The 24,502-nt window shown below is 72.5% G+C and carries 15 protein-coding genes; 10 read left to right on the top strand and 5 right to left on the bottom strand.

The genetic code is table 11. The features are described from left to right. Positions 1-135 precede the first annotated feature (135 nt). Together ACQ614_RS23385 and ACQ614_RS23380 are read left to right on the top strand one after the other, a co-directional pair. Entirely contained in the window at positions 136-1,143 is a 1,008-nt protein-coding gene (locus ACQ614_RS23385; RefSeq protein ID WP_431680599.1) for an NADP-dependent oxidoreductase, read from the top strand. Between the two features lie 56 nt (positions 1,144-1,199). Further along, positions 1,200-2,309, top strand: a complete 1,110-nt coding sequence (locus ACQ614_RS23380) for a lactate 2-monooxygenase (protein ID WP_431684004.1) — start codon at positions 1,200-1,202, stop codon at positions 2,307-2,309. 73 nt (positions 2,310-2,382) lie between these two features. Here ACQ614_RS23380 and glgP read toward each other — a convergent pair whose 3' ends face one another. After that, positions 2,383-5,079 (bottom strand): alpha-glucan family phosphorylase, encoded by a 2,697-nt coding sequence (glgP, locus tag ACQ614_RS23375; protein WP_431680597.1) that lies wholly within the window; start codon positions 5,077-5,079, stop codon positions 2,383-2,385. Positions 5,080-6,077: 998 nt separating this feature from the next. On the opposite strand from glgP, the gene ACQ614_RS23370 reads away from it, so the two are divergent. From ACQ614_RS23370 to pyk, 7 genes are all read left to right on the top strand, one after another. Further along, on the top strand, positions 6,078-8,033 hold the full coding sequence (locus tag ACQ614_RS23370; protein WP_431684003.1) for a maltotransferase domain-containing protein: 1,956 nt from the start codon (positions 6,078-6,080) through the stop codon (positions 8,031-8,033). Beyond that, on the top strand, positions 8,030-9,733 hold the full coding sequence (treS, locus tag ACQ614_RS23365; protein WP_431680596.1) for a maltose alpha-D-glucosyltransferase: 1,704 nt from the start codon (positions 8,030-8,032) through the stop codon (positions 9,731-9,733). The genes ACQ614_RS23370 and treS overlap by 4 nt, the downstream gene beginning before the upstream one ends. Positions 9,734-9,995: 262 nt before the next feature. Next, positions 9,996-11,489, top strand: a complete 1,494-nt coding sequence (locus ACQ614_RS23360; protein WP_431680595.1) for a maltokinase N-terminal cap-like domain-containing protein — start codon at positions 9,996-9,998, stop codon at positions 11,487-11,489. Further along, positions 11,438-13,873 carry a 1,4-alpha-glucan branching protein GlgB gene (gene glgB, locus ACQ614_RS23355; RefSeq protein ID WP_431684002.1) on the top strand — a complete coding sequence of 812 codons (2,436 nt, stop codon included), beginning with the start codon at positions 11,438-11,440 and terminating at the stop codon, positions 13,871-13,873. The genes ACQ614_RS23360 and glgB overlap by 52 nt, the downstream gene beginning before the upstream one ends. 352 nt (positions 13,874-14,225) lie before the next feature. Beyond that, positions 14,226-16,358 (top strand): phosphate acetyltransferase, encoded by a 2,133-nt coding sequence (gene pta / locus ACQ614_RS23350; protein ID WP_431680594.1) that lies wholly within the window; start codon positions 14,226-14,228, stop codon positions 16,356-16,358. Beyond that, a complete protein-coding gene (locus ACQ614_RS23345) occupies positions 16,355-17,563 on the top strand; it encodes an acetate kinase (RefSeq protein WP_431680593.1) in 1,209 nt (402 codons plus the stop codon). The genes pta and ACQ614_RS23345 overlap by 4 nt, the downstream gene beginning before the upstream one ends. 102 nt (positions 17,564-17,665) lie before the next feature. Continuing rightward, positions 17,666-19,096 carry a pyruvate kinase gene (gene pyk / locus ACQ614_RS23340; RefSeq protein ID WP_431680591.1) on the top strand — a complete coding sequence of 477 codons (1,431 nt, stop codon included), beginning with the start codon at positions 17,666-17,668 and terminating at the stop codon, positions 19,094-19,096. 207 nt (positions 19,097-19,303) lie between these two features. On the opposite strand, the gene ACQ614_RS23335 is transcribed toward pyk, so the two are convergent. From ACQ614_RS23335 to trxA, 4 genes are all read right to left on the bottom strand, one after another. Next, positions 19,304-20,533, bottom strand: a complete 1,230-nt coding sequence (locus tag ACQ614_RS23335; protein ID WP_431680590.1) for a hypothetical protein — start codon at positions 20,531-20,533, stop codon at positions 19,304-19,306. After that, a complete protein-coding gene (locus ACQ614_RS23330) occupies positions 20,530-21,111 on the bottom strand; it encodes a DUF6114 domain-containing protein (protein ID WP_431680589.1) in 582 nt (193 codons plus the stop codon). Before ACQ614_RS23330 ends, ACQ614_RS23335 begins: the two co-directional genes overlap by 4 nt. Before the next feature lie 135 nt (positions 21,112-21,246). Continuing rightward, positions 21,247-21,912, bottom strand: a complete 666-nt coding sequence (locus ACQ614_RS23325; RefSeq protein ID WP_431680588.1) for a DUF6230 family protein — start codon at positions 21,910-21,912, stop codon at positions 21,247-21,249. A gap of 578 nt (positions 21,913-22,490) precedes the next feature. Then, positions 22,491-23,471, bottom strand: coding sequence for a thioredoxin (trxA, locus tag ACQ614_RS23320; RefSeq protein ID WP_431680587.1), 981 nt, complete (start codon positions 23,469-23,471; stop codon positions 22,491-22,493). Between the two features lie 365 nt (positions 23,472-23,836). Here trxA and ACQ614_RS23315 point away from each other — a divergent pair, with 365 nt between their 5' ends. Then, on the top strand, positions 23,837-24,487 hold the full coding sequence (locus ACQ614_RS23315; protein WP_431680586.1) for a TetR/AcrR family transcriptional regulator: 651 nt from the start codon (positions 23,837-23,839) through the stop codon (positions 24,485-24,487). The last annotated feature ends 15 nt before the right edge of the window (positions 24,488-24,502 follow it).

Raw genomic sequence — 24,502 nt, 5'->3', positions numbered from 1 at the left:
CCCGCGCCTCTGGGGGTGTCCCCCGGTGGTGACCGGTGCTGGCGTCTAGCCACATGACTAAGCGCTTGCTTAGAATCCGGTCGAGAGCCCGGAGCCGCGCCGCTGCGGCACGGCCGCCAGCGACAGGAGCCCGCCATGACCGCCGCCAACCGCCAGATCCGCCTCGCCGCCCGTCCGCAGGGCGAGGTGAAGCCCGGCGACTGGGAGCACGCCGACGCGCCGCTCGCCGAGCCCGGCGACGGCGAGTTCGCCGGCCGCACCCGCTTCATCTCGCTGGACCCGGCCATGCGCGGCTGGCTGGACGACCGCCCCTCCTACCTGCCCCCCGTCGGCCTCGGCGAGGTCATGCGGGCCGGCTCGGTGGTCGAGGTGACCGCCTCCAACCACCCGCGCTACCAGGTCGGCGACTTCGTCGTCGGCACCTTCGGCGTCCAGGAGCACGTGGTCTCCGACGGCCGCGGCTCCCTGCGGGTCGACCCGTCCGCCGCGCCGCTCTCCACCTACCTCGGCGCCCTCGGCATGCCCGGCATGACCGCCTACTTCGGTCTGCTGGAGGTCGGTGCGCTGAAGGAGGGCGAGACGGTCGTGGTCTCCGGCGCCGCCGGTGCCGTCGGCAGCATCGTCGGCCAGATCGCCAAGGTGAAGGGCTGCCGGGTGATCGGCATCGCCGGCGGCGCCGACAAGTGCGCCCTGCTCACCGACGAGCTCGGCTTCGACGCGGCGATCGACTACCGCTCCGAGGACGTCCGCAAGGCGCTGCGCGAGCACGCCCCGGACGGCATCGACGTCTACTTCGACAACGTCGGCGGCCCGATCCTGGACGCCGCGCTGACCCGCCTCGCCATGCACGCCCGGGTGGTGATCTGCGGCGCGATCAGCCAGTACAACGCCGAGTCCAAGGTCGAGGGCCCGTCCAACTACCTGTCGCTGCTGGTGCGCCGCGCCCGCATGGAGGGTTTCGTGGTCTTCGACTACGCAGCACGCTACAAGGAGGCCGCCGCCGAGATGGCCGGCTGGATCGCCGAGGGCCGCCTGAAGGTGAAGGAGCACATCGTGCGCGGCACCGTCGACGACTTCCCCGGCACGCTGCAGATGCTCTTCCGCGGCGAGAACGTCGGCAAGCTCGTCCTGGAGCTGGTGTGACCGGCCCAGCCCCGCGGGACTGGGCTGCGTTCCAGTACGAGATCTACCTCAACGGCATGACCGGGGCCGTCCCCCGGCTGCCCACCGACCTGACCCGGCTGGAGCAGCTCGCCGAGCACCGGCTCGGCCCCGGCCCGTACGGGTACGTGGCGGGCAGTGCCGGCAGCGGCGCCACCGAGCGGGCCAACCGGGCCGCCCTGGACGCGCACCGGATCGTGCCGCGGATGCTGCGCGACGTCAGCGCGCGCGACCTGCGCACCGAGCTGCTCGGCCGCACCCTGCCGGCGCCGATGGCGCTCGCCCCGGTCGGCGTGCTGTCGATCGTCCACCCCGACGCCGAGCCCGCCGCCGCCCGGGCCGCCGCCGAGGAGGGCGTGCCGTTCGTGCTGTCCTCCGCCTCCAGCACCCCGATGGAGGAGGTGGCGGCGGCGATGGGCGACGCCGAGCGCTGGTTCCAGCTGTACTGGTCCAAGGACCGCGAGGTCACCCGGTCCTTCCTGGAGCGGGCGAGGGCGGCGGGCTTCACCGCGCTGTTCGTCACCCTGGACACGCCGCTGCTCGCCTGGCGCCCGCGCGACCTCGACCAGGCGTACCTGCCGTTCCTGCACGGCGTCGGCACCGCCAACTACTTCACCGACCCGGCGTTCCTCGCCGGGCTGGCCAAGCCCCCGCACGAGGACCCGAACGCGGCCGTCCTGCACTTCGTCTCGCTGTTCGCCGACCCGAGCCGGACGTGGCCCGACCTCGCCTTCCTGCGGGAGCACTGGGACGGCCCGATCGTGCTCAAGGGCGTCCTGCACCCGGACGACGCCCGGGCGGCCGCCGAGGCCGGCATGGACGGCGTGGTGGTCTCCAACCACGGCGGCCGTCAGGTGAACGGCGCGATCGGCGCCGCCGAGGCGCTGCCCGCGGTGGCCGCCGCGGTCGGCGACCGGCTGGCCGTGCTGTTCGACAGCGGCATCCGGACGGGCGACGACGTCCTCAAGGCGCTCGCCCTCGGCGCCGACGCGGTGCTGCTCGGCCGTCCGTACGCCTACGGACTCGGCCTGGACGGGCAGGCCGGGGTCTCCCACGTGATCCGCTCGCTGCTCGCCGAGTTCGAGCTGACACTGGCGCTCTCCGGCCGGCGCACGCCCGCCGAACTGGACGCCTCCGCGCTGGCCTGACGGCGGCACACGGGCAGGGCGGCCGAACGCCCGGGGTGCGGACGTGTCCGCACCCCGGGCGCCCGTTGCGGCGTCAGCGCAGCACGCCGGCGTCCATCCCGGCCGACTCGGCCGGCAGGGCGACCAGCCCCGGCTCGGCCGGCGAGGCCAGCAGGTGGTGCGTCGGCAGCACCCGCACGGTGTAGCCGAACGGGCCGGTGCGGCCGAGCTGCAGCGAGCCCTCGTAGCGGTGGCGGCCCTCCAGGTCCGGGCCGCCGGCCGGCTTCAGGGCGAGCACGGCGGCGTCCGAGATCCGGTCGGACTCGTCCACCCGGCCCGAGACCACCTGCACCTCGACGTCGGCGGGCTCCAGCGCGCCGAGCGAGACCTGCACCCGCAGCTCCAGCGCCGAGCCGAGCTCCTGCGCCTCACGGCAGCCCTCCGCCTCGACGTGCTCGACCCGGACGGCGGGCCAGGCCTCGCGGACCCGGGCCTTCCACTCGGCGAGCTCGCGGGCACCCGCGTGGCCGGTGCCGCCGACCGCGACGGCCAGCGCCCGCTGGGCGGTCGCCGCGGGGGCGTACAGCCGCTCGACGTAGTCGCGCACCATCCTCCCCGCCAGCACCTTGGGCCCGAGGGTCACCAGGGTGTGCCGGACCATGGAGATCCAGCGGTGCGGCAGGCCGTCCGCGCCCCGGTCGTAGAACCGGGCGGCGACCTGGTGCTCGATCAGGTCGTAGAGCGCGGCCGCCTCGATGTCGTCGCGCCGCTCGGCCTCCGGGCTGTCCGGGTCGAGGCGCTCGGGACCGGAGCCGTCGGCGGTGGGGATCGCCCAGCCGTTGCGGCCGTCGTACCACTCGTCCCACCAGCCGTCCAGGATGGACAGGTTGAGGCAGCCGTTGAGGGCGGCCTTCATCCCGGAGGTGCCGCAGGCCTCCAGCGGGCGGAGCGGGTTGTTCAGCCAGACGTCGCAGCCGGGGTAGAGGTGCTTGGCCATCGCCATGTCGTAGTCCGGCAGGAAGACGATCCGGTGGCGCACCCGCGGGTCGTCCGCGAAGGCGACCAGCTGCTGGATGAGCCGCTTGCCGCCGTCGTCGGCCGGGTGCGCCTTGCCGGCGACCACGATCTGTACCGGGCGCTCCGGGTCCAGCAGCAGGGCGCGCAGCCGGGCTTTGTCCCGCAGCATCAGCGTCAGCCGCTTGTACGAGGGGACGCGGCGGGCGAAGCCGATGGTCAGCACGTCCGGGTCGAGGACGCCGGACGTCCAGCCGAGCTCGGCGTCGCCGGCGCCGCGCTGGCGCCAGGAGGTGCGCAGCCGGTGGCGGGCCTCCTCGACGAGCTGGGCGCGCAGGGTGCGGCGCACCTCCCAGATCTCGTCGTCGCCGATCTGCTCGATGCCCGTCCAGCGGCGGGCCTCGCCGGTGGTGATGGCCTCCTCGGCGCGCTCGGCGCCGATCTGGCCGGCGCCGAGCCGGACGACCGCCGGGTCGATCCAGGTCGGTGCGTGGACGCCGTTGGTGATCGAGGTGATCGGCACCTCGGCGGAGTCGAAGCCGGGCCAGAGGCCGTTGAACATCTCGCGGCTGACCGCGCCGTGCAGCGTGGAGACGCCGTTGGCGCGCTGGGCGAGCCGCAGGCCCATGGCGGCCATGTTGAACAGCTTCGGGTCGCCGCCCTGCCAGGTCTCCGCACCGAGCGCCAGCACCCGGTCGGCCGGGACGCCGGCCAGCGCCGCGTCGCCGCCGAAGTGACGGGCGACCAGCTCCCGGTCGAAGCGGTCGATGCCGGCCGGGACGGGCGTGTGGGTGGTGAAGACCGTGCCGGCCCGGACGGCCTCCAGCGCGGCGGAGAACTCCAGGTCGCGGCCGCCCTGCTCGACGGGGGCGACCAGCTCGCGGATGCGCTCCACGCCGAGGAAGCCTGCGTGCCCCTCGTTGGTGTGGAAGACCTCGGGGGCGCGGTGGCCGGTGAGCCGGCAGTAGGTGCGCACCGCGCGCACGCCGCCGATGCCGAGCAGCATCTCCTGCAGCAGCCGGTGTTCGCTGCCGCCGCCGTACAGCCGGTCCGTCACGTCCCGGTCGGCCGGGGCGTTGGACTCGATGTCGGAGTCGAGCAGCAGCAGCGGGACGCGGCCGACCTGGGCCTTCCAGATCCGTGCGCCCAGGGTGCGGCCGGCCGGCAGCGCGAGGTCGACCCGGCAGGGGCTGCCGTCCTCCTCGCGCAGCAGGCTGACGGCGAGTTCGTCCGGGTCGAGCAGCGGATAGCGCTCCTGCTGCCAGCCGTCCCGGTCGAGCGACTGCCGGAAGTACCCGTGCCGGTAGAAGAGCCCCACGCCGATGATCGGGACGCCCAGGTCGCTGGCGGCCTTGAGGTGGTCGCCGGCCAGGATGCCGAGCCCGCCGGAGTACTGCGGCAGCGCGGCCGCGATGCCGTACTCGGGCGAGAAGTAGGCGATCGCCTCCGGTAGCGGGCTGCTGCCGTCGCCGACCGGTGGCGCCGACTGGTACCAGCGCGGCCCGGCCAGGTAGTCCCTCAGGTCGTCGTGGAGGTCGCCGAGTCGGCGTAGGAAGCGGCGGTCGGCGGCGAGCGCGGCAAGCCGGGCGGCCGGCACCTCGCCGAGCAGCCGGACCGGGTCCTCCCCGACGGCCGCCCAGACCTCAGGATCGACGGAGCGGAAGAGCTCCCTCGTCTCGGGGTGCCAGGACCAGCGGAGGTTGAGCGCGAGCTCGTGCAGCGGCTGGAGTTGTTCGGGCAGGACGGTGCGGACGGTGAATCTGCGGATTGCCTTCACATCGTGAAGCCTAGAGCCTGATGGCCGCGTGAATGGCTGTCAGCTGACGCATTGCACACCCGTTCGGCCTATTGATGAGATCGCAATCGGCGCAGTGCTGCGAACGGGGGGCGCACGGGGCGCACGCGGCCGAAAAGGCGCGCACCTGGCGCGTGAATATCCCGCAACGGCTGCGTTTCCACTGGCCGATATGCCCCTGCATACCGTCCGAAATCGCGCGATTACCGGCCCGTAGGTCTTGCCGGTGGTGCGAGGATGCAGAAAGGTCGTTGGTGCGGCAGGGAGTGCGAGCCGGATGGCGCCCCCTGCTGTTCCATGTCCGGAACATGTCCTGCTGACGAGCCCTCACCCTCCATCGCCCATTCGGCCGCTGCCGTCGCCCACTGGCGTGTCCTCACACCTCACCCGGTCGTTTTTCGGGTGGGTCGGGTCGCTCCGGGGCGCGCCCCACAGGGCGCGCGCCGGGACGCACGTGCCTTGTGGCGGCGTGTCACGACGCCGGGCCGGCGGTCGGGTCGCCGGGTCCGCCCGCACGGGCACCGTTCCGAACGCACGGCCACCCCACCCCACAGTCCTCCCGGTACTCCCCCGGCGCCACAGCCGCCGACGGGAGCCGCCGCCGATTCGGGCAGGAGTTTGGCATGCAGGGCGACACGCGGGACCAGTCCACCGCAACGACGGAGGGCCCCGAGACACCGCCGACCACGGAGCCGCCGCTGCCGGCCCCGCGCGCCGCCCGCAGCACCGCCCCGGCCGCCCCCGCGGCCAAGCGGACCGCGGCACGCAGGGCCGGCACCACCAAGGTCGCGGCCGGCAAGACCACCACCACCAGGAGCACCGCGGCCAAGACCACCGCGGCCAAGAGCGCAACGGCCGGGAGCAGCGCGGCCGGGGAGGCCGCCGGCGCGGCGGCCGCGAAGAAGACCGCCGCCAAGAAGACCGCCGCACGCAAGACCACCACCCGCAAGAGCACCGCCCGCAAGACAGAGAGCGACACCGTGATCGGCCGCATCCCCGTCCTGGACGTCACCCCCCTCGTCGACTCCGGGCGGCGCCCGGCCAAGGCGGTGGAGGGCGAGAGCTTCCAGATCACCGCCACCGTCTTCCGCGAGGGCCACGACGCGGTCAACGCCAACGTCGTGCTCCGCGACCCGCGCGGCCGCAGCGGCCCCTGGACCCCGATGCGCGAACTCGCCCCCGGCTCCGACCGCTGGGGCGCCCACGTCACCCCGACCTCGCCCGGCCGCTGGTCGTACCTGGTGGAGGCGTGGAGCGACCCGGTCGCCACCTGGCGGAAGACCGCCGCGGTGAAGCTCCCGGCCGGCATCGACACCGCGCTCGTCCTGGAGGAGGGCGCCCAACTGCTGGAGCGGGCGGCCGGCGGGGTGCCCAAGAAGGACGGCCGGGCGCACGTGCTGGCCGCGGTGGACGCGCTGCGCGACCCGGGGCTTCCCCCGCTGAGCCGGTACGCGGCAGCGCTCGCCCCCGAGGTGCTCGCCCTGCTCGAGCGTCACCCGCTGCGCGAACTGGTCAGCGCCAGCCGCCCGCTGCCGCTCCAGGTGGACCGCAAACGGGCGCTGTACGGCGCCTGGTACGAGTTCTTCCCGCGCTCGGAGGGCGCCGTCGTCGACCCGTCGGGCCTGCAGCCGCCGGTCTCCGGCACCCTGCGCACCGCCGCCGAGCGGCTGCCCGCGGTCGCCGCGATGGGCTTCGACGTGGTCTACCTGCCGCCCGTTCACCCGATCGGCCGCGCCTACCGCAAGGGCCCGGACAACTCCCTGACGGCCGGTCCGCACGACGTGGGCTCACCCTGGGCGATCGGCTCGCCGGAGGGCGGCCACGACGCCGTCCACCCGGACCTCGGCACCCTGGAGGACTTCGACCGCTTCGTCGCCGAGGCCGAGTCGCTGGGCCTGGAGATCGCACTGGACTTCGCCCTGCAGTGCTCGCCGGACCACCCCTGGGTCAACAAGCACCCCGAGTGGTTCAGCCACCGCGCCGACGGCAGCATCGCGTACGCCGAGAATCCGCCGAAGAAGTACCAGGACATCTACCCGATCAACTTCGACCAGGACTTCGACGGCCTGGTCAAGGAGACCGTCCGCATCCTGCGCTTCTGGATGGGCCACGGGGTGCGGATCTTCCGGGTCGACAATCCGCACACCAAGCCCGTGGTGTTCTGGGAGAAGGTGCTCGGCGACATCGCCCGCACCGACCCGGACGTGATCTTCCTGGCCGAGGCGTTCACCCGCCCGGCAATGATGCACACCCTGGGGAAGATCGGATTCCACCAGTCGTACACCTATTTCACCTGGCGCACCACCAAGCACGAGCTCACCGAATACCTCACCGAGCTCACCGGCGACGCGGCCTCGTACATGCGGCCGAATTTCTTCGCCAACACCCCGGACATCCTGCACGAGTACCTCCAGCACGGCGGGCCGGCCGCGTTCGCCGTCCGCGCCGTGCTGGCGGCGACCCTCGCGCCGAGCTACGGCGTCTACGCGGGCTACGAGCACTACGAGAACGAGCCCGCGCACCCCGGGTCGGAGGAGTACGCGCGCTCCGAGAAGTACGAGCTGCGCCCGCGCGACTGGAGCCGGCAGGACACCCTCGCCCCGCTCCTCACCGCCCTCAACCGGCTCCGCCGCCGGCACCCGGCCCTCCAGCAGCTGCGCGGCCTGCGCTTCCACCCCACGGACAACGAGCAGGTCATCGCCTACTCCAAGCGGGCGACCAGCGAGGACGGCATCGAGGACCACGTGATCACCGTGGTGAACCTGGACCCGCACCACGTCCAGGAGGCCACCGTCACCCTCGACACGGAGCTGCCGCTGGCGGTGCACGACGAGCTCACCGGCGCCACCTACCACTGGGGCCGCCACAACTACGTCCGGCTCGACCCATCCGCCGAGCCGGCCCACCTCCTCACCGTCCGGAGGCACCCTCAGTGACAGTCAACGAGCCCGTTCCCGACACCTTCGCCGAGACGCCGGCCAGGGACCGCGACCCCGAGTGGTTCAAACGCGCGGTCTTCTACGAGGTCCTGGTCCGTTCCTTCCAGGACAGCAACGGCGACGGTGTGGGTGACCTCAAGGGGCTCACCTCGAAGCTCGACTACCTGCAGTGGCTGGGGGTGGACTGCCTCTGGCTGCCGCCCTTCTTCGCCTCACCGCTGCGGGACGGCGGGTACGACGTGGCCGACTACAAGTCGGTCCTCCCGGAGTTCGGCGACCTCGCCGACTTCGTGGAGTTCGTCGACGCCGCCCACGCCCGCGGCATGCGGGTGATCATCGACTTCGTGGTCAACCACACCAGCGACCAGCACCCGTGGTTCCAGGCGTCGCGCACCGACCCCGACGGGCCGTACGGCGACTTCTACATGTGGGCCGACGACGACAAGCAGTACCCGGACGCCCGCATCATCTTCGTCGACACCGAGACCTCCAACTGGACGTACGACCCGGTCCGGAAGCAGTACTTCTGGCACCGGTTCTTCTCCCACCAGCCGGACCTCAACTACGACAACCCGCGGGTGCAGGAGGAGGTCGTCGCCGCCCTGCGGTTCTGGCTGGACCTCGGGATCGACGGCTTCCGGCTGGACGCGGTGCCGTACCTGTACGCCCGGGAGGACACCAACTGCGAGAACCTCCCGGAGACCCACGAGTTCCTCAAGCGGCTCCGCAAGGAGATCGACGCCGACTACCCGGACACGGTGCTGCTGGCCGAGGCCAACCAGTGGCCCGAGGACGTCGTCGACTACTTCGGGGACTTCGCCTCGGGCGGCGACGAGTGCCACATGGCGTTCCACTTCCCGGTGATGCCGCGGATCTTCATGGCGGTCCGCCGGGAGTCGCGCTACCCGGTCTCGGAGATCCTCGCCAAGACGCCGGCGATCCCCTCCGGCTGTCAGTGGGGCATCTTCCTGCGCAACCACGACGAGCTGACCTTGGAGATGGTCACCGACGAGGAGCGCGACTACATGTACGCGGAGTACGCGAAGGACCCGCGGATGCGGGCCAACGTGGGCATCCGCCGGCGGCTCGCACCGCTGCTGGAGAACGACCGGAACCAGATCGAACTCTTCACCGCCCTGCTGCTCTCGCTGCCCGGTTCGCCCGTGCTGTACTACGGCGACGAGATCGGCATGGGCGACAACATCTGGCTCGGCGACCGGGACGGCGTCCGCACCCCGATGCAGTGGACCCCGGACCGCAACGCGGGTTTCTCCTCCGCCGACCCGGGCAGGCTCAGTCTGCCGCCCATCATGGACCCGGTGTACGGCTATCAGGTGACCAACGTCGAAGCGCAGCAAAGCAGTTCGAGTTCGCTGCTGCACTGGACGCGTCGCATGATCGAGATCCGCAAACTCAACCCTGCGTTCGGCCTCGGCAGCTACACCGAGCTGCCCTCCAGCAACCCCGCGGTGCTGGCCTTCGTGCGCGAGTACGAGGGAGACCTGGTCATGTGCGTGAACAACTTCTCGCGGTTCGCGCAGCCGACCGAACTGGACCTGCGGCGGTACGGGGGGCGGTACCCGGTCGAGCTGATCGGCGGCGTGCGCTTCCCGTCCATCGGTGAGTGGCCCTATCTGCTCACCCTCGCCGGGCACGGCTTCTACTGGTTCCAGCTGAGGAAGCCCGGAATCAAGTAGCGGCGGCCGCCCGGCGCCCGAAGTAACGATCCACCAGGTCGCCAGGCGACAACCCTGCGGGGGCGCGAGAGTCACCACCCCCGCGCCCCCGCAGGGGTCTTCGCACCATCGCGTACGGAGAACAGCCCAACGGCCACCCACACTATGGCGTGACACCCGAGCCCCGCTCGCGTGCCTCCGCCGCCGCGCCGCCGAAATCCGGAAGACTGACAGGCCCGGTGACGACCTCGGGCAGCCGGCCCGCTTCCGGGGAAAGGGAGTCATGTCCGAAACCTCCCGTTCTCAAGCCCACGTGCACCGCGACCTACCCGACGGCGCCCCCGGGCCCGTCGGCACGCGCGGGACCACGGGGCGGAGAACCACCGCCGGGATCAGCGAACTCGTGGGCGCCGCCCTGCCGCTGATCGCCGACTGGCTCCCCACCCAGCGCTGGTACGCCGGGAAGGGGCGCCCGATCAGCGGGCTCACCCCGGTGGTCGGCACCCCGCTCCAGGTCGGCGACCCGACCCTGCTGCACCTGCTGCTGCGGGTGGAGCACGGCACCGGCGCGGCCGCCCAGGGCGACATCTACCAGCTGCTGCTCGGCATCCGCTCGCAGGACCCGTCCGGGATCGGCCCGGCCGCCGTCCTCGGCCGGCTCGCCGGCGGCGGGCCGCACGACGGCGCGGTGCTCTACGACGCGGTGCACGACCCCGAGCTGACCGGGCGCCTGCTGGAGCACCTGGCCACCGGCGACCGGTTCGGCGCCCTGTCCTTCCGCCGCACCCCGGGCCCGGGCCTGCCCGGCAACCTGCCCGGCCGGGCCTCCACCGCCGAGCAGTCCAACAGCTCGGTGATCTACGGGACGTCCTTCATCCTCAAGCTGTTCCGGCGGATCAGCCCCGGCACCAACCCGGACCTCGAGCTCTCCCTGGCGCTCTCCCGGGCCGGCTCCACCCGCATCCCACGGGTCGCCGCATGGTTCGAGTCCCGGCTGGAGCGCTCGGAACCGGCCACTCTCGGCCTGCTCCAGCGCTACCTGCCGGACGCCGAGGACGGCTGGGAGCTCGCCCTCGACCAGGTGGCCCGGCTGAAGGGCGACCCGACGCCGGGCAACTTCGCGGTCGAGGCGCACCGGCTAGGCCGGGCCACCGCCGAGGTGCACCGGGTGCTGGCCCGCTCCATGCCCACCACCCGGCTCGACCGCACCGAGATCGGCCTGCTGGCCGGCGCCATGGCCGACCGGCTGGACAGTGCCGTTGCCGCCGTGCCCGGCCTGCTCCGCTACCGCTCGGCCCTGCGCGCCGCCTTCCAGCAGCTCACCGCCGACCACCTGGAGGGCCTGTCCGTCCAGCGCATCCACGGCGACCTGCACCTCGGCCAGGCGATGCGCACCCCCCAGGGCTGGGTGCTGCTGGACTTCGAGGGGGAGCCGGCCAAGCCGCTGGCCGAGCGCCGGCTGCCGCAGCCCGCGCTGCGGGACGTCGCGGCGATGCTCCGCTCCTTCGACTACGCGGCCGCGCACCTGCTCGCCGGGGCGCCAGGCCCCGACCCGGAGCTGGCCCACCTCGCCAATGCCTGGGCGGCCCGCAACCGGGCCGCGTACTGCGCCGGCTACACGGCCGGCGGCGGCATGGACCCGGCCACCGCGCCGGAGCTGCTGCGCGCCCTGGAGATCGACAAGGCGGTGTACGAGGTCGTGTACGAGGCCCGGCACCGCCCGAGCTGGCTGCCGATCCCGCTGGCCGCCATCAACCGTCTGGCCCTGACCGTCTGACGCCCGCATTCCCGCCACCAGGAGGACCCGACGTGACACCGCTCGGACCCACGCCCGACAGCTCCACCACCCCTCCGCCCGCCGCCGTCCGGGCGGGCTCCGGAGCGTCCGCGCCGGCCCGGCGGGCCCGGGCGGCCCGGCGGCGCGAGCCCGTGGCACCACCGCGGGGAGGGAAGTCGGCTTCCTCCCCGCTGCGGCTGCCGGAGGCCCCGCTGCCGCCGGCCGAGGTGGACCGGCTGGTCTCCGGCGTGCACCACGACCCGCACTCCCTCCTCGGCGCGCACGCCGCCCTGGAGGGCACCGCGATCCGGGTGCTGCGCCCGTTCGCGGAGCGGGTCGTGGTGGTGACGGAGTTCGGCCCGGCCGAGCTGACCCACCAGCAGTCCGGCCTGTTCACCGGGCTGCTGGCGGGCCGGGAGTACCCGCCGTACTCGCTCCGGGTGACCTACCCGGGCGGCGAGCCGCTGGAGCAGGAGGACGGCTACCGCGCCGCGCCGACCCTCGGAGAGCTGGACCTGCACCTGATCTCCGAGGGCCGGCACGAGCAGCTGTGGCGGGTGCTCGGCAGCCACGTCCGCGAGGTCGGCGGGGTGGCCGGCACCTCCTTCGCGGTCTGGGCGCCGAACGCGGTCGGCGTCCGGCTGGTCGGCGACTTCAACCACTGGGACGGCACCGGCCACCCGATGCGCTCGCTCGGGTCCTCGGGCATCTGGGAGCTGTTCGTCCCCGGCCTCGCCGAGGGCACCACCTACAAGTACGAGATCCGCACCCGGCAGGGCTGGGTGCTGCAGAAGGCCGACCCGCTGGCCCGCGCCGCCCAGTGCCCGCCGGAGACCGCCTCGGTCGTGCACACCTCCGACTACACCTGGGGCGACGCCGACTGGATGGCCCGGCGGGCCGGCACCGTGCACCACCAGGCACCCATGTCGGTGTACGAGCTCCACCTGGCCTCCTGGCGGCCGGACCTGACGAGTTACCGCGAGATCGCCGAGGTGCTGCCCGGCTACCTGGCCGGCCTGGGCTTCACCCATGTCGAGTTCATGCCGGTGATGGAGCACCCGTTCGGCGGCTCCTGGGGCTACCAGGTCACCGGCTTCTACGCGCCGACCGCCCGGCTCGGCGGCCCGGACGACTTCAAGTACCTGGTCGACGCCCTGCACCGGGCCGGCATCGGCGTGATCGTCGACTGGGTGCCCGCGCACTTCCCCAAGGACGGCTTCGGCCTCGCCCGCTTCGACGGCGAGCCGCTGTACGAGCCCGCCGACCCGCTGCGCGCCGAGCACCCCGACTGGGGCACCCTGGAGTTCGACTACGGCCGCACCGAGGTCCGCAACTTCCTGGTCGCCAACGCGGTGTACTGGTGCGAGGAGTTCCACGTCGACGGCCTGCGGGTGGACGCCGTCGCCTCCATGCTCTACCTCGACTACTCCCGCGAGAGCGGCGCCTGGTCGCCGAACGCATTCGGCGGCCGGGAGAACCTCGACGCCGCCTCCTTCCTTCAGGAGATGAACGCAACGGTCTACCGCCGCTGCCCCGGCGTGCTCACCATCGCGGAGGAGTCCACCGCCTGGGACGGCGTCACCCGGCCCACCGACAGCGGCGGCCTCGGCTTCGGCCTCAAGTGGAACATGGGCTGGATGCACGACTCGCTGGTGTACATGTCCAAGGACCCGGTGCACCGCAAGTACCACCACAACGAGATGACCTTCTCGATGGTGTACGCCTACTCGGAGAACTACATCCTGCCGATCTCGCACGACGAGGTGGTGCACGGCAAGCAGGCGCTGGTCTCCAAGATGCCCGGCGACTGGTGGCAGCAGCGCGCCAACCACCGGGCGTACCTCGGCTTCATGTGGGCCCACCCCGGCAAGCAGCTGCTCTTCATGGGCCAGGAGTTCGCCCAGGGCGCCGAGTGGGACCACGAGCACGGCCCGCAGTGGTGGGTGCTCGGCGACGACTGGCCGGCCGCCGCCGAGCACCTCGGCGTGCAGCGGCTGGTGGGCGACCTCAACCGCACCTACCGGGACACCCCGGCGCTGTGGGAGCAGGACACCACCCCGGACGGCTTCCGCTGGCTGGACGGCGGCGCGGCCGACGACAACGTGCTCTCCTTCGTCCGGTACGCGGCCGACGGCACCCCGCTGGTCGCGGTCTGCAACTTCTCCCCGGTGGTCCGGCACGGCTTCCGGGTCGGCCTGCCGGAGCTGCCCGGCACCGACCAGCTGTGGGAGGAGGCGCTGAACACCGACGCCGAGGAGTACGGCGGCAGCGGCACCGGCAACTCCCACCCGGTCAAGGCCGAGGCCACCGGCTGGAACGGCCAGAACCGCAGCGCCGAACTGGTGCTTCCGCCACTCTCCACCGTGTGGCTCCGCCCCAGCTGAAGGCAGTAGTACCCACCCAGGGCCGCCCCGGACACCTCCGGGGCGGCCCTTCGTACGCCGAGATGCAAGGGCACCCCCGCCCCGAGCCACAGAGCCCGGAGGCGAGCGGGCGACACCCGCCCCGAGCCACAGGGCCCGCCGGTGCCGAAAGTGAGGAGCGCGGGAGCGCAGCGACGGAGCATGGGGGCACCTCCCGGCCGCCAGGCTGGGGGAGACCGTCGGCGCCGGGTCAGGAGGGCCCGGAGGCGAGCGGGCGACAGAACAGCGGCGAGCGGGCGAGTGCGAGCCACCGGATGTGCCCGGGTAAGGTCAACATTGACCGCTTCCCGGACGGCAGGACGGAGTGAGCCGCGTGGCGCGCAGCGTGTACGTGACCGGTATCGGCCGGGGGGACGGCCGGCAGGCCGTCGAACTCGGGGTCATGGAACTGCTCACCCGCCAGGTGGACACCGTCGGTGTGTTCCGCCCGCTGGTGCACACGGGCGCCCCCGGCGAGACCGGCTCCGACCACGTCGTCGAGCTGCTCCGTGCCCGCTACCGGGTCGACCTGCCGGTGGCGGACCTGTACGGCCTCGGCTACGAGGAGGCCGCCGCCCTGCAGGCCGCGCAGGGCCAGGACGAGCTGGTGTCGGTGCTGGTCGACCGGTTCCGGGCGGTGGAGCGGCGCTGCCAGGCGGTGCTGGTGCTCGGCACCGACTTCGCCGGCACCAACATCCCGGACGAGCTGGCCTTCAACGCCCGGCTCGCCAACGAGTTCGGCGCCTGGGTGCTGCCCGTGGTCGGCGGCCAGGACGAGGACGCGCACGCGGTGGTCGCCGAGGTCCGCAACGCGCACCGGGCGTACACCGACCTCGGCTGCTCGACCCTGGCGATGATCGCCAACCGGGTGGCCCCCTCGGCCAAGCAGCAGATCCAGCGCACGCTGACCGAGAAGCTGCCGGTGCCCGTCCACGTGATCCCCGAGGAGCCGGCGCTGTCGGCGCCGACCGTGGCGCAGCTGGTCGAGGCGACCGGTGCGGAGGTGCTGCTGGGCGACGCGGCGGGCCTGGCCCGGGACGTGCGCTCCTTCGTGTTCGGCGGTGCGATGCTGCCGACGTTCCTGGACGCGCTGACCGAGGGCGCCCTGGTGGTCACCCCGGGCGACCGGGCGGACCTGCTGATCGGTTCGCTGGCGGCGCACGCGGCGGGGGCGCCGCCGATCGCCGGCGTGCTGCTCACCCTCGGGCAGCATCCCGGGCCGAACGTGATGGCGCTGGCCTCCCGGCTCGCGCCGGGCACGCCGGTCGCGGTGGTGCCGGAGGGCAGCTGGCTGACCGCGGCGGCGCTCACCCATCTGGAGGGCCGGATCGGGCCGGACAGCCAGCGGAAGGCCGAGATAGCCCTCGGTCTGTTCGAACTCCACGTGGACACCGCCGAGTTGACCAAGCGAATAGAGCTCGGCAGGTCCGAGCGGGTCACTCCGATGATGTTCGAGCACGCGCTGCTGGAGCGGGCCCGCTCGCAGCGCCGGCACATCGTGCTGCCGGAGGGCACCGAGGAGCGGGTGCTGCGGGCCTCCGAGGTGCTGCTGCGCCGCAACATCTGCGATCTCACCCTGCTCGGCGAGCCCGATACGGTGCTCCGCCGGGCGGCCTCGCTCGGCATCGAGCTGCCGCACCCCGAGGAGGCCGCCGACCGGTCCCGGCTGCGGATCGTCGACCCGGCCACCAGCCCGCTGCGGGAGGGCTTCGGCGAGCTGTACGCGAAGCTGCGCGCGCACAAGGGCATGACGGTGGAACGGGCACTGGACGTGGTCACCGACGTCTCGTACTTCGGCACGCTGATGGTGCAGGAGGGGCTGGCCGACGGCATGGTCTCCGGCGCGGTGCACTCCACCGCGGCGACGATCCGCCCGGCGTTCGAGGTGATCAAGACGTCCCCGGGGGCGGCGATCGTCTCCTCGGTGTTCTTCATGTGCCTGGCGGACCGGGTGCTGGTGTACGGCGACTGCGCGGTCAACCCGGACCCGGACGCCCAGCAGCTGGCCGACATCGCGATCCAGTCCGCGGAGACGGCCGCCCAGTTCGGGGTGGAGCCGCGAGTGGCGATGCTCTCCTACTCCACCGGCACCTCCGGTTCGGGCGCGGACGTGGACAAGGTCCGGGAGGCGACGGAGATCGTCCGCCGGGAGCGGCCGGACATCCTGGTGGAGGGCCCGATCCAGTACGACGCCGCGGTCGACCCGCTGGTCGCCGCGACCAAGCTGCCGGGCTCCACGGTGGCGGGCCGGGCCACCGTGCTGGTCTTCCCGGACCTCAACACCGGCAACAACACGTACAAGGCGGTGCAGCGCTCGGCGGGCGCGGTGGCGGTCGGGCCGGTGCTGCAGGGCCTGCGCAAGCCGGTCAACGACCTGTCGCGCGGCGCCCTCGTCGAGGACATCGTCAACACCGTCGCGATCACCGCCATCCAGTCGCAGCGCCCCGCCGAAGGAGCCGAACAGTGACCGAAGGGACTCTGGTCCTCGTCCTGAACGCGGGGTCCTCCTCCGTGAAGTACCAGCTGATCGACATGCTGGACGGCTCCCGCCCGGCGGCCGGGCTGGTCGAGCGGATCGGCGAGGCGAACGGCCGGCTGGTGCACACCCCGGCCGCCGGGGAGCGGCGCGAGCGGCTGGAGGTGTTCGCCGACCACACCGCGGCCCTGGCGGCCGTCGCCGAGGAGCTGGCGGCCGACGGCCTGGGCCTGGACTCGCCCGGGATCGCCGCGATCGGGCACCGGGTCGTCCACGGTGGGCAGCGGTTCACCGCGCCGACGCTGATCACCGACGAGGTGGTCGCCGAGATCCACCGACTGATCCCGGTCGCGCCGCTGCACAACCCGGCCAACATCATCGGCATCGAGGTGGCCCGCGGGCTGCGGCCGGACCTGCCGCAGGTCGCCGTCTTCGACACCGCCTTCCACGCGACCGTCCCGGAGGCCGCGGCCCGCTACGCGATCGACCGGAAGACGGCCGACGAGCACCGGGTGCGCCGGTACGGCTTCCACGGCACCTCGCACCAGTACGTCTCGCGGGCGACCGCCCGGCTGCTCGGCCGCGACCCGGCCGAGCTGAACGTGATCGTGCTGCATCTGGGCAACGGCGCGTCCGCCTCGGCGGTGGCCGGCGGGGTCTGCGTGGAGACGTCCATGGGGCTGACGCCGCTGGAGGGCCTGGTGATGGGCACCCGTTCCGGTGACGCGGACCCCGGGCTGGTCTTCCACCTGCACCGGGTGGGCGGCCTGACGATCGATGAGATCGACGACCTGCTGAACCGCCGCAGCGGCCTGCTCGGCCTGTGCGGGGACAACGACATGCGCGAGGTGCTGCGCCGGGCCGGCGAGGGCGACGAGGAGGCCCGGCTGGCCTTCGACACGTACGTGCACCGGCTGCGCAAGTACATCGGCGCGTACTTCGCGGTGCTGGGCCGGGTGGACGCGATCGCCTTCACCGCGGGGGTGGGCGAGAACGCGGCGCCCGTCCGGGAGGCGGCCTGTGCGGGGCTGTCGGCGCTGGGCATCGAGGTGGACCCGGCGCTGAACGCGGTGCGCTCCGGTGCGGCCCGGGTGATCTCGCCGGCACTCTCCCGGGTGACGGTCGCGGTGGTGCCCACCGACGAGGAGCTGGAGATCGCCAGGCAGGCCTTCGCCCTGGTGCACGACAGCATTTGAGATGACAACCCGTCAGCGTCCCACCCCTCGGGATGGTTCGTTGGCGATTCCTCCCGATTCGGACGCAATGCACCGATAACTCGAACGGATAGACTGACGGATATGCGCCGAGCGAAAATTGTCTGCACCCTGGGTCCGGCCACGGACTCCTACGAACAGCTGAAGGCCATCGTCGAAGCGGGCATGAACGTCGCCCGACTCAACATGAGCCACGGCTCCCACGCGGAGCACGAGGAGCGGTACCGCAAGGTCCGCCAGGTGTCCGAGGACACCGGCCGCACCATCGGTGTGCTGGCCGACCTGCAGGGCCCGAAGATCCGGCTGGCCACCTTCGCCAACGGACCGGTGACCGTCGACAACGGCGACACCTTCACCATCACCACCGAGGATGTGCCCGGGGACCAGCACATCTGCGGCACCACCTACAAGGGCCTGCCCGGCGACGTGAAGCCCGGCGACCCGATCCTGATCAACGACGGCGTCATCGCCCTGGAGGTCGTCAGCGTCGACGGCCCGCGGGTGAAGACCGTGGTGGTCGAGGGCGGCGTGCTCTCGAACAACAAGGGCATCAACCTGCCCGGCGCGGCCGTCAACGTGCCCGCCCTCTCCGAGAAGGACAAGGACGACCTCCGGTTCGCCCTGCAGATGGGCGTCGACATGGTCGCGCTGTCCTTCGTCCGCAACGCCGCCGACATCGACGACGTGCACAAGGTCATGGACGAGGTCGGCATCCGCGTGCCGGTCATCGCCAAGATCGAGAAGCCGCAGGCCGTCGAGGCGATGGAGGAGATCGTCCTCGCCTTCGACGCGATCATGGTGGCCCGTGGCGACCTCGCCGTCGAGTACCCGCTGGAGCGGGTGCCGCTGGTGCAGAAGCAGCTGATCACCCTGGCCCGCCGCAACGCCAAGCCGGTCATCGTCGCCACCCAGATGATGGAGTCGATGATCCACGCCTCGCGCCCGACCCGCGCCGAGGTCTCGGACGTCGCCAACGCCATCCTCGACGGTGCGGACGCGGTCATGCTGTCCGCCGAGTCCAGCGTCGGCAAGTACCCGGTCGAGACGGTCAAGACCATGAGCCGGATCGCCGAGAAGGCCGAGGAGGAGCTGCTCTCGCAGGGCCTCCAGCCGCTGAACCCGGGCCGCAAGCCGCGCACCCAGAGCGGCTCCATCGCCCGCGCCGCGTGCGAGCTGGGCGACTTCCTCAACGGCAAGGCGCTGGTCGCGTTCACCAAGTCCGGCGACACCGCCCGCCGGCTGTCCCGCTACCGCTCGCCGATCCCGGTGATCGCGTTCACCCCGGACGCCTCCACCCGCGCCCAGCTCTCGCTGAGCTGGGGCGTCGAGGCGTACGTGACCGAGCAGGTCGAGACCACCGACGAGATGGTGCAGCAGGTCGACCGCGAGCTGCTGCGGATGAACCGCCTCGCCGAGGGCGACACCGTGATCGTCACCGCCGGCTCGCCCCCCGGCATCCCCGGCAACACCAACATGGTCCAGGTCCACCACCTGGGCAGCCGCGACCGCCACTGACACCCGGCGCACACCGCCCGACGCCCGCGGGGCGGCCCCTCCTCCTCGGAGGAGGGGCCGCCCCGCGGTGTTCCACCGGGAGACCGGCAGGTCCCGGACCGGCGGCACCACCGGTCGGCGGACCCCCGTTCCCGGTTGTCCGGTCCCGCGAAAGCCGGCGGCCCGGCCGGTGCTCCGGCCGGGCCGCCGACTGCGACGGGGTGGGGCTCAGCCCTCGTAGGGCTGGTCGTCGTTGAAGAGGTGCATGCCCGGGATCTTCAGCGTGCCGCCGAACTGGCCGGCCTGGACGGCCTTGGCCTTGTCCAGCGTGATGTCGAGCGGGATGGGCACGGTGCCGATCAGGTCCCACAGCCACTTGGGCAGGGTGTCCGGGGTGAGGGTGATCTCGCCCAGGTCGATCGGGATCGGCAGGCCGTAGATCGCCGAGAGGTGCCCGGAGAGGCTCTCCACGTACATGGTGATCGGGCCGTTGCGCATGGTCGAGGTGGTGCCGGGCGCGGCCTGCACGTGGAAGGTCTTGCCCTTCACCTCGATCGTCGACATGTCCAGGTCGCCGATGTCCACCGAGGCGGTGGTGAACTTCAGGACGCGCTTGGAGCCGGTCGGCGTCTTCACGTCGTACACGCCGTTGAACACCGAGCCGTGCAGGGCCAGCTTGCTGGAGCGCAGCGTCCAGTTCTGCTCCGGCACGACGTGCCCGGTCGGCGCCGCCAGGGCCTTCTCCTTGCTGGTGTCCACCAGGCAGTTGGGGCCGGTGGCGGACGGCGAGGGGGTGGCCGAGGGCTTCGCGGCCGGCGCGGAGGCCGGGGCGGAGGCCGGGGCGGAGGTCTCGGCGCGCGGCGCCACGGCCGTGGCGGACGTGGTCGGGTGAGCGGTCGGCGCCGGCGTGGTGGCCGGCGTGGTGGCCGACGCAGTGGCCGCCGTGGTGGCGGTCGGCGTCGGCGTGGACACCGCGGTCGGCTTCGTCGGGTGGAAGATGCCGTCCAGGATGTCGCCGATCAGGTCGCGGGGGGCCGCGCCGACCGGGGCGGCGGACGTGGCCGTCGCGCTCGGGGCGGGCTGCACCGCGGTGTTCGGCTTGGCCGCGGTGGCCGTGGCCGTCGGCACCGGCAGCTTCACCGTCGACGGCGAGGCCGTGGCGGTGGGCTTCTTGGCCGCGGTGGCCGTGCTCGACGGCGCCGGCAGCACCTTGATCTCGCTCTTGGGGACGGGCGTCTCCTCGAGCACGGTGTCCGGCGCGCTGGCGCAGGCCTTGTCGCTCTGGGTGTCGGCCACGGCGAGCGTGGTCGGGGTGTAGGCGGCACCGACCAGCATGGCGGTGGGCACGGCGGCGATCGCCATGACCCGGCCGCGGATGCGGGTGCGGACACCCACTCTGGGGGCTGCGTGGCGCGGCCCCGGCACGGCTGCGGTGGTGGGCTCGTCCCGCTCGGTCACCGCGGCTCCCCCGGATCGGCGGCGGGTGCCGCACTGTCGGCGGCGTTCTCGGGCGTCTGCTGGGCCGGCAGGAGGGGCTGGGTGGTCTCGGCCGGCGCCTCGGCGGTGTACTCGGCCGTCGCGTCGGCGGCGGGCACGGCCTCGGCGGCAGGCACGGCCTCGGCCGCGGGAACGGGCTTGAGCGGCGCCCAGGCCATCAGCAGACCGCCGGCGACCAGGCCGAGGATCAGGCCGAAGCCGAAGCCGCCCAGGTTGGAGACCGGGATGGAGATCAGCGAGAGCAGCGTGGTCGCCACACCGCAGAAGATCCGCACCAGCGGCTGGAACCACGCGGTGAGGCCGAGGCAGATCATCAGGACGCCGATGATCAGCGAGCCGGCACCCGCGGTGGTGGCCATCGACACCGTCATGCCGCTGAGGTTGAGCTTGGCGTACGGGAAGTACAGGATGGGCAGGCCGGCGATCATGGCCAGCAGGCCGCCCCAGAAGGGCCGAGAGCGGCGCCAGGCACGGAACCGCATCCGAAGGTTGATTCCGCCGTCTTGCTCGGGCCACGCCTGGGCAGTTGCGCTGGACACGATGCAACTCCTCGATGGTTCGCTGCGAGGTGGAGAGAACTCCTGAGCTGCGGCCGGGAGGGGGCGTGGGCCCCGCTCCCGGCCGCGGGAGATCCGTCGTCACGGCGCACCGTGCGGTGCGCCGTCAGACGAGGATCAGTAGCACTCCTTGCCGTTGCCGTCGTTGCCGACGTACAGCTTCAGGTCCAGGCCGTTCAGCTTGAAGGTGCCCGCCGAGGTGGCCCAGGCGGTCTGCTTCACGTTGGTCAGGTGCGCCTTGGGGGCGGCCTGCGCGAAGCCCAGCGGGCCGGACGGCTTGCCGGTGCCCAGCGCGCTCTTCCAGTTGGCGGTCGCCTCGCCCTTCAGGGTGGAGGCGTCCTGGCCGATGTTGATGTCGGTGAACTCGGCGTCGGCAGACAGCTGGTCGAGGTCGATCAGCAGGTTCTTCGCGGAGACCTGCTTGTTGACGTCGTCGCTCTTGCCGGCCTCCAGGCGCAGCGTCACCTTCGGCAGCTTCAGGCCGAGCAGCGAGGGCTCGCTGACCACGGACTGGCACATGCCCTTGATGGTGGCCGAGTCGAAGGCCGAGATGGCGACCGCGTGCGGGGTGCCGTTGGTCTCGACGTCGAAGGAGCCGAACTGGGCGAAGTTCTCGCCCTGGAGGTCCTCGGCGGTGACCTTGAAGCGCTGGCCGGACACGTTGAACGAGGCGGCGAGGGCGTTGTTGGCAAGAGCGACGCCGATCGCAGCGGTCGCGGCGATGCCCGGCACCATGGCGACGCCGAAGCGCTTCCAGCTGGTCTTGCCGAAAGTCTGGGACATGCGTGTCCTCCTTCTAGGACGTACATCTCCGGCCGCGTCCCGCGTGTCGAGCACCGGGCCGCGCCTGGGATGGGAGAGAGCTACGTCCTCGGTAGCGGAGAGCGCCAGGGCGTCGTGGGCCGACGGACATGGCGATCACCCCCGAGCGACAACCGGCGACCACGCGGCTGCGCGGTCGCAGAAAGGACAGGAACCGCGTGTGGGATCTGCGGCTACCCCCCTGCCCTCAACCGCCGACCGGGGCCGGCGGTTACCCGATGGGGATTCCCTCGAAGGGACCGGGCGTGGCCGATCGTGCTGGAATCCCGGGCGAAGCACAAGGGGTCGATTACTGACGGGTAATCCAACAACAGATGCCATTGATCATGGAATCGAAGGTTTGACTACCCTGCGTGACATCAGCTGGGGACAGTGCCGACGCAACCCGCAGGAAACACCGCTGAAACACCGCGGCCGGTCACATGGCGTGACCGGCCGCGAGGCGTTGTCAAGATTTGATTAAGCTCTACGAAATCTCCCGGAATGTCGCCAAATCCCCAGCGACACCGCAGGTCACACAGCGTGCCACCGACGACGCGTCAGAACAGCACCCGGGCCAGCGCACTGCGCGCCGCCATCACCCGCGGATCGTCCGGGCCGATCACCTCGAAGAGCTCCAGCAGCCGCAGCCGGGCGGTGTCCCGGTCCTCGCCGGCCGTCCGCCCGACGGTGTCGACCAGGCGCCCGAAGGCGTCCTCGACGTGGCCGCCGACGAGATCCAGGTCGGCCGCGCGCAGCTGCGCCTCGACGTCCTTCGGATCGGCGGCCGCCGCCGACCGCACCTGCTGCGGGTCGATGCCCTCGACCCGCTGCAGCAGCTGCGCCTGGGCCAGGCCCAGCTTGGCCTCGGTGTTGCCGGGCTGGTCGACCAGCACGTTCTGGTACGCCCGGACGGCACCGCCCAGGTCACCGCGGTCGAGCGCGTCGTGCGCGGCCTCCAGCGCCGGGTCGGACGGCACCCGCGGTGCTGCCGGGGCCTCGCCGCCCGCACCGGCCGCCAGGCCGGTGATGCCGAAGCGCTGCTCGGCGACGGCGATCAGCTGGTCCAGGATCTTGCGGACGTTGGCCTCGTTCTCGGCGCCCTGGAACAGCGGGACGAGCTGGCCCGCCACCACCGCCATCACCGCGGGGATGCCCTGGATGCCGAACTGCTGGGCGATCAGCTGGTTGGCGTCGACATCGATCTTGGCGAGCACGATCCGGCCGGCGTACTCCTCGGCGAGGCGCTCCAGGATCGGACTGAGCTGCTTGCACGGGCCGCACCACTCGGCCCAGAAGTCGACCACCACCGGCACCTCGGCCGAGCGCTGGACGACCTCGGCCTCGAAGGTGTCCTCGGTGACGTCGAGGACGAGCTGGGACGGCGCGGGTGCGGGGTCGCCGCCGGCCGCTGCCTGGCGGGCCCTTTCGGCCCTGGCCTGCTCGGCCTTCTGGGCGGCCTCGCCGGCCGCCTTGACCGCGGCGAGGTCGACCGCTCCACGCAGGGCGGCGCTGTTGAGACGCGAATTCCGTGACTGCATGGCACCATCCTCCCCCGTCCGCGCGGGTGACGGGCGCCAACCGGCCGGAAACCTCGCCGAGCCGTCGCGCCGACGCCACCCGCCCGTGCGACGGGGGCTGCCTCCCGGTGTAGCCGCTGCCGGCGCGAATCCCCATTCGCGCCCCGCACCGGCCCGATCCCATGGGCCCGGCGCGTGGTTGCCGCTCTTTCGCTACGAGTCGTAGCGTATCTGCTTCCCGGGCCGGTCCCGCAAGACCCCCTCCGCACTCCGGGACGTGAGCTGCCCCACTTTCCGGGGGGCGGTAGCTGGTGACCACGGCCTTCGCTCGCTACCGTTACCCGGTCCAACCAAGTTACCCACCGGTAAACCAGCTAGGAGGCTCGGTGGCCCCCACCACCCAGCAGCCTGCTGCCCCGGACGGCACCGCCCTCCCGCGCGGCAAGGGCCGTCCCCGCAGCGCTGCCGCCGACCGGGCGATCCTCGACGCGACCCGTGAAGCCCTCGCCGAACTCGGCTGGGGCGGCCTCACCATGGGCGACGTCGCCACCCGCGCCGGAGTCGCCAAGACCACCCTCTACCGGCGCTGGCCGTCCAAGAACGAACTCGTGGTCGACGCCGTCGCCAGCCTCTTCGACGAACTGGAGATGGCCGACCTCGGCAGCCTGCGGGCCGACATCGCCGCCACCGTCGCCCAGTTCGCCGACCTGCTCGCCCGGCCCGAGTCGCAGGCCGCCCTGATGGCGCTGTTCGCCGAGGGCAGCCGGGACCCGCTGCTGCGGCGGCGCATCCGCGAACGGATCGTCGACCCGCAGAAGCACCTCGTACGGACCGGGCGGGCCAACGCCCAGGCCCGCGGGGAGCTCCGCTCGGACCAGGACGAGGCGGCCGCCTGCGAGGAGATCGACCTCGTCTTCGACATGATCGCGGGCGCCGTCGAGCACCGCCTCCTCGTCGCCGGCGAACCCATCACCCCGCGCTGGCTCGACCGCTTCACCACCCTCATGCTCAGCGCCCTCGTCGGCCTCGACACCTGAACCCGCCCCCCACGG

Origin of the sequence: Kitasatospora dryopteridis (assembly GCF_050749075.1) — a bacterium.
In the GTDB taxonomy this organism is placed as follows: domain Bacteria; phylum Actinomycetota; class Actinomycetes; order Streptomycetales; family Streptomycetaceae; genus Kitasatospora.
The sequence above is the reverse complement of the archived record's forward strand: the minus strand, read 5'-3'. Positions and strand labels throughout refer to the sequence as shown.

Excerpts from the sequence above, each read along its gene's own strand:
- ACQ614_RS23385 (WP_431680599.1), top strand. The coding sequence starts at position 136 with ATGACCGCCGCCAACCGCCAGATCCGCCTCGCCGCCCGTCCGCAGGGC.
- ACQ614_RS23380 (WP_431684004.1), top strand. The coding sequence starts at position 1,200 with ATGACCGGGGCCGTCCCCCGGCTGCCCACCGACCTGACCCGGCTGGAG.
- ACQ614_RS23360 (WP_431680595.1), top strand. The coding sequence starts at position 9,996 with ATGTCCGAAACCTCCCGTTCTCAAGCCCACGTGCACCGCGACCTACCC.
- pyk (WP_431680591.1), top strand. The coding sequence starts at position 17,666 with ATGCGCCGAGCGAAAATTGTCTGCACCCTGGGTCCGGCCACGGACTCC.
- ACQ614_RS23325 (WP_431680588.1), bottom strand. The coding sequence starts at position 21,912 with ATGTCCCAGACTTTCGGCAAGACCAGCTGGAAGCGCTTCGGCGTCGCC.
- trxA (WP_431680587.1), bottom strand. The coding sequence starts at position 23,471 with ATGCAGTCACGGAATTCGCGTCTCAACAGCGCCGCCCTGCGTGGAGCG.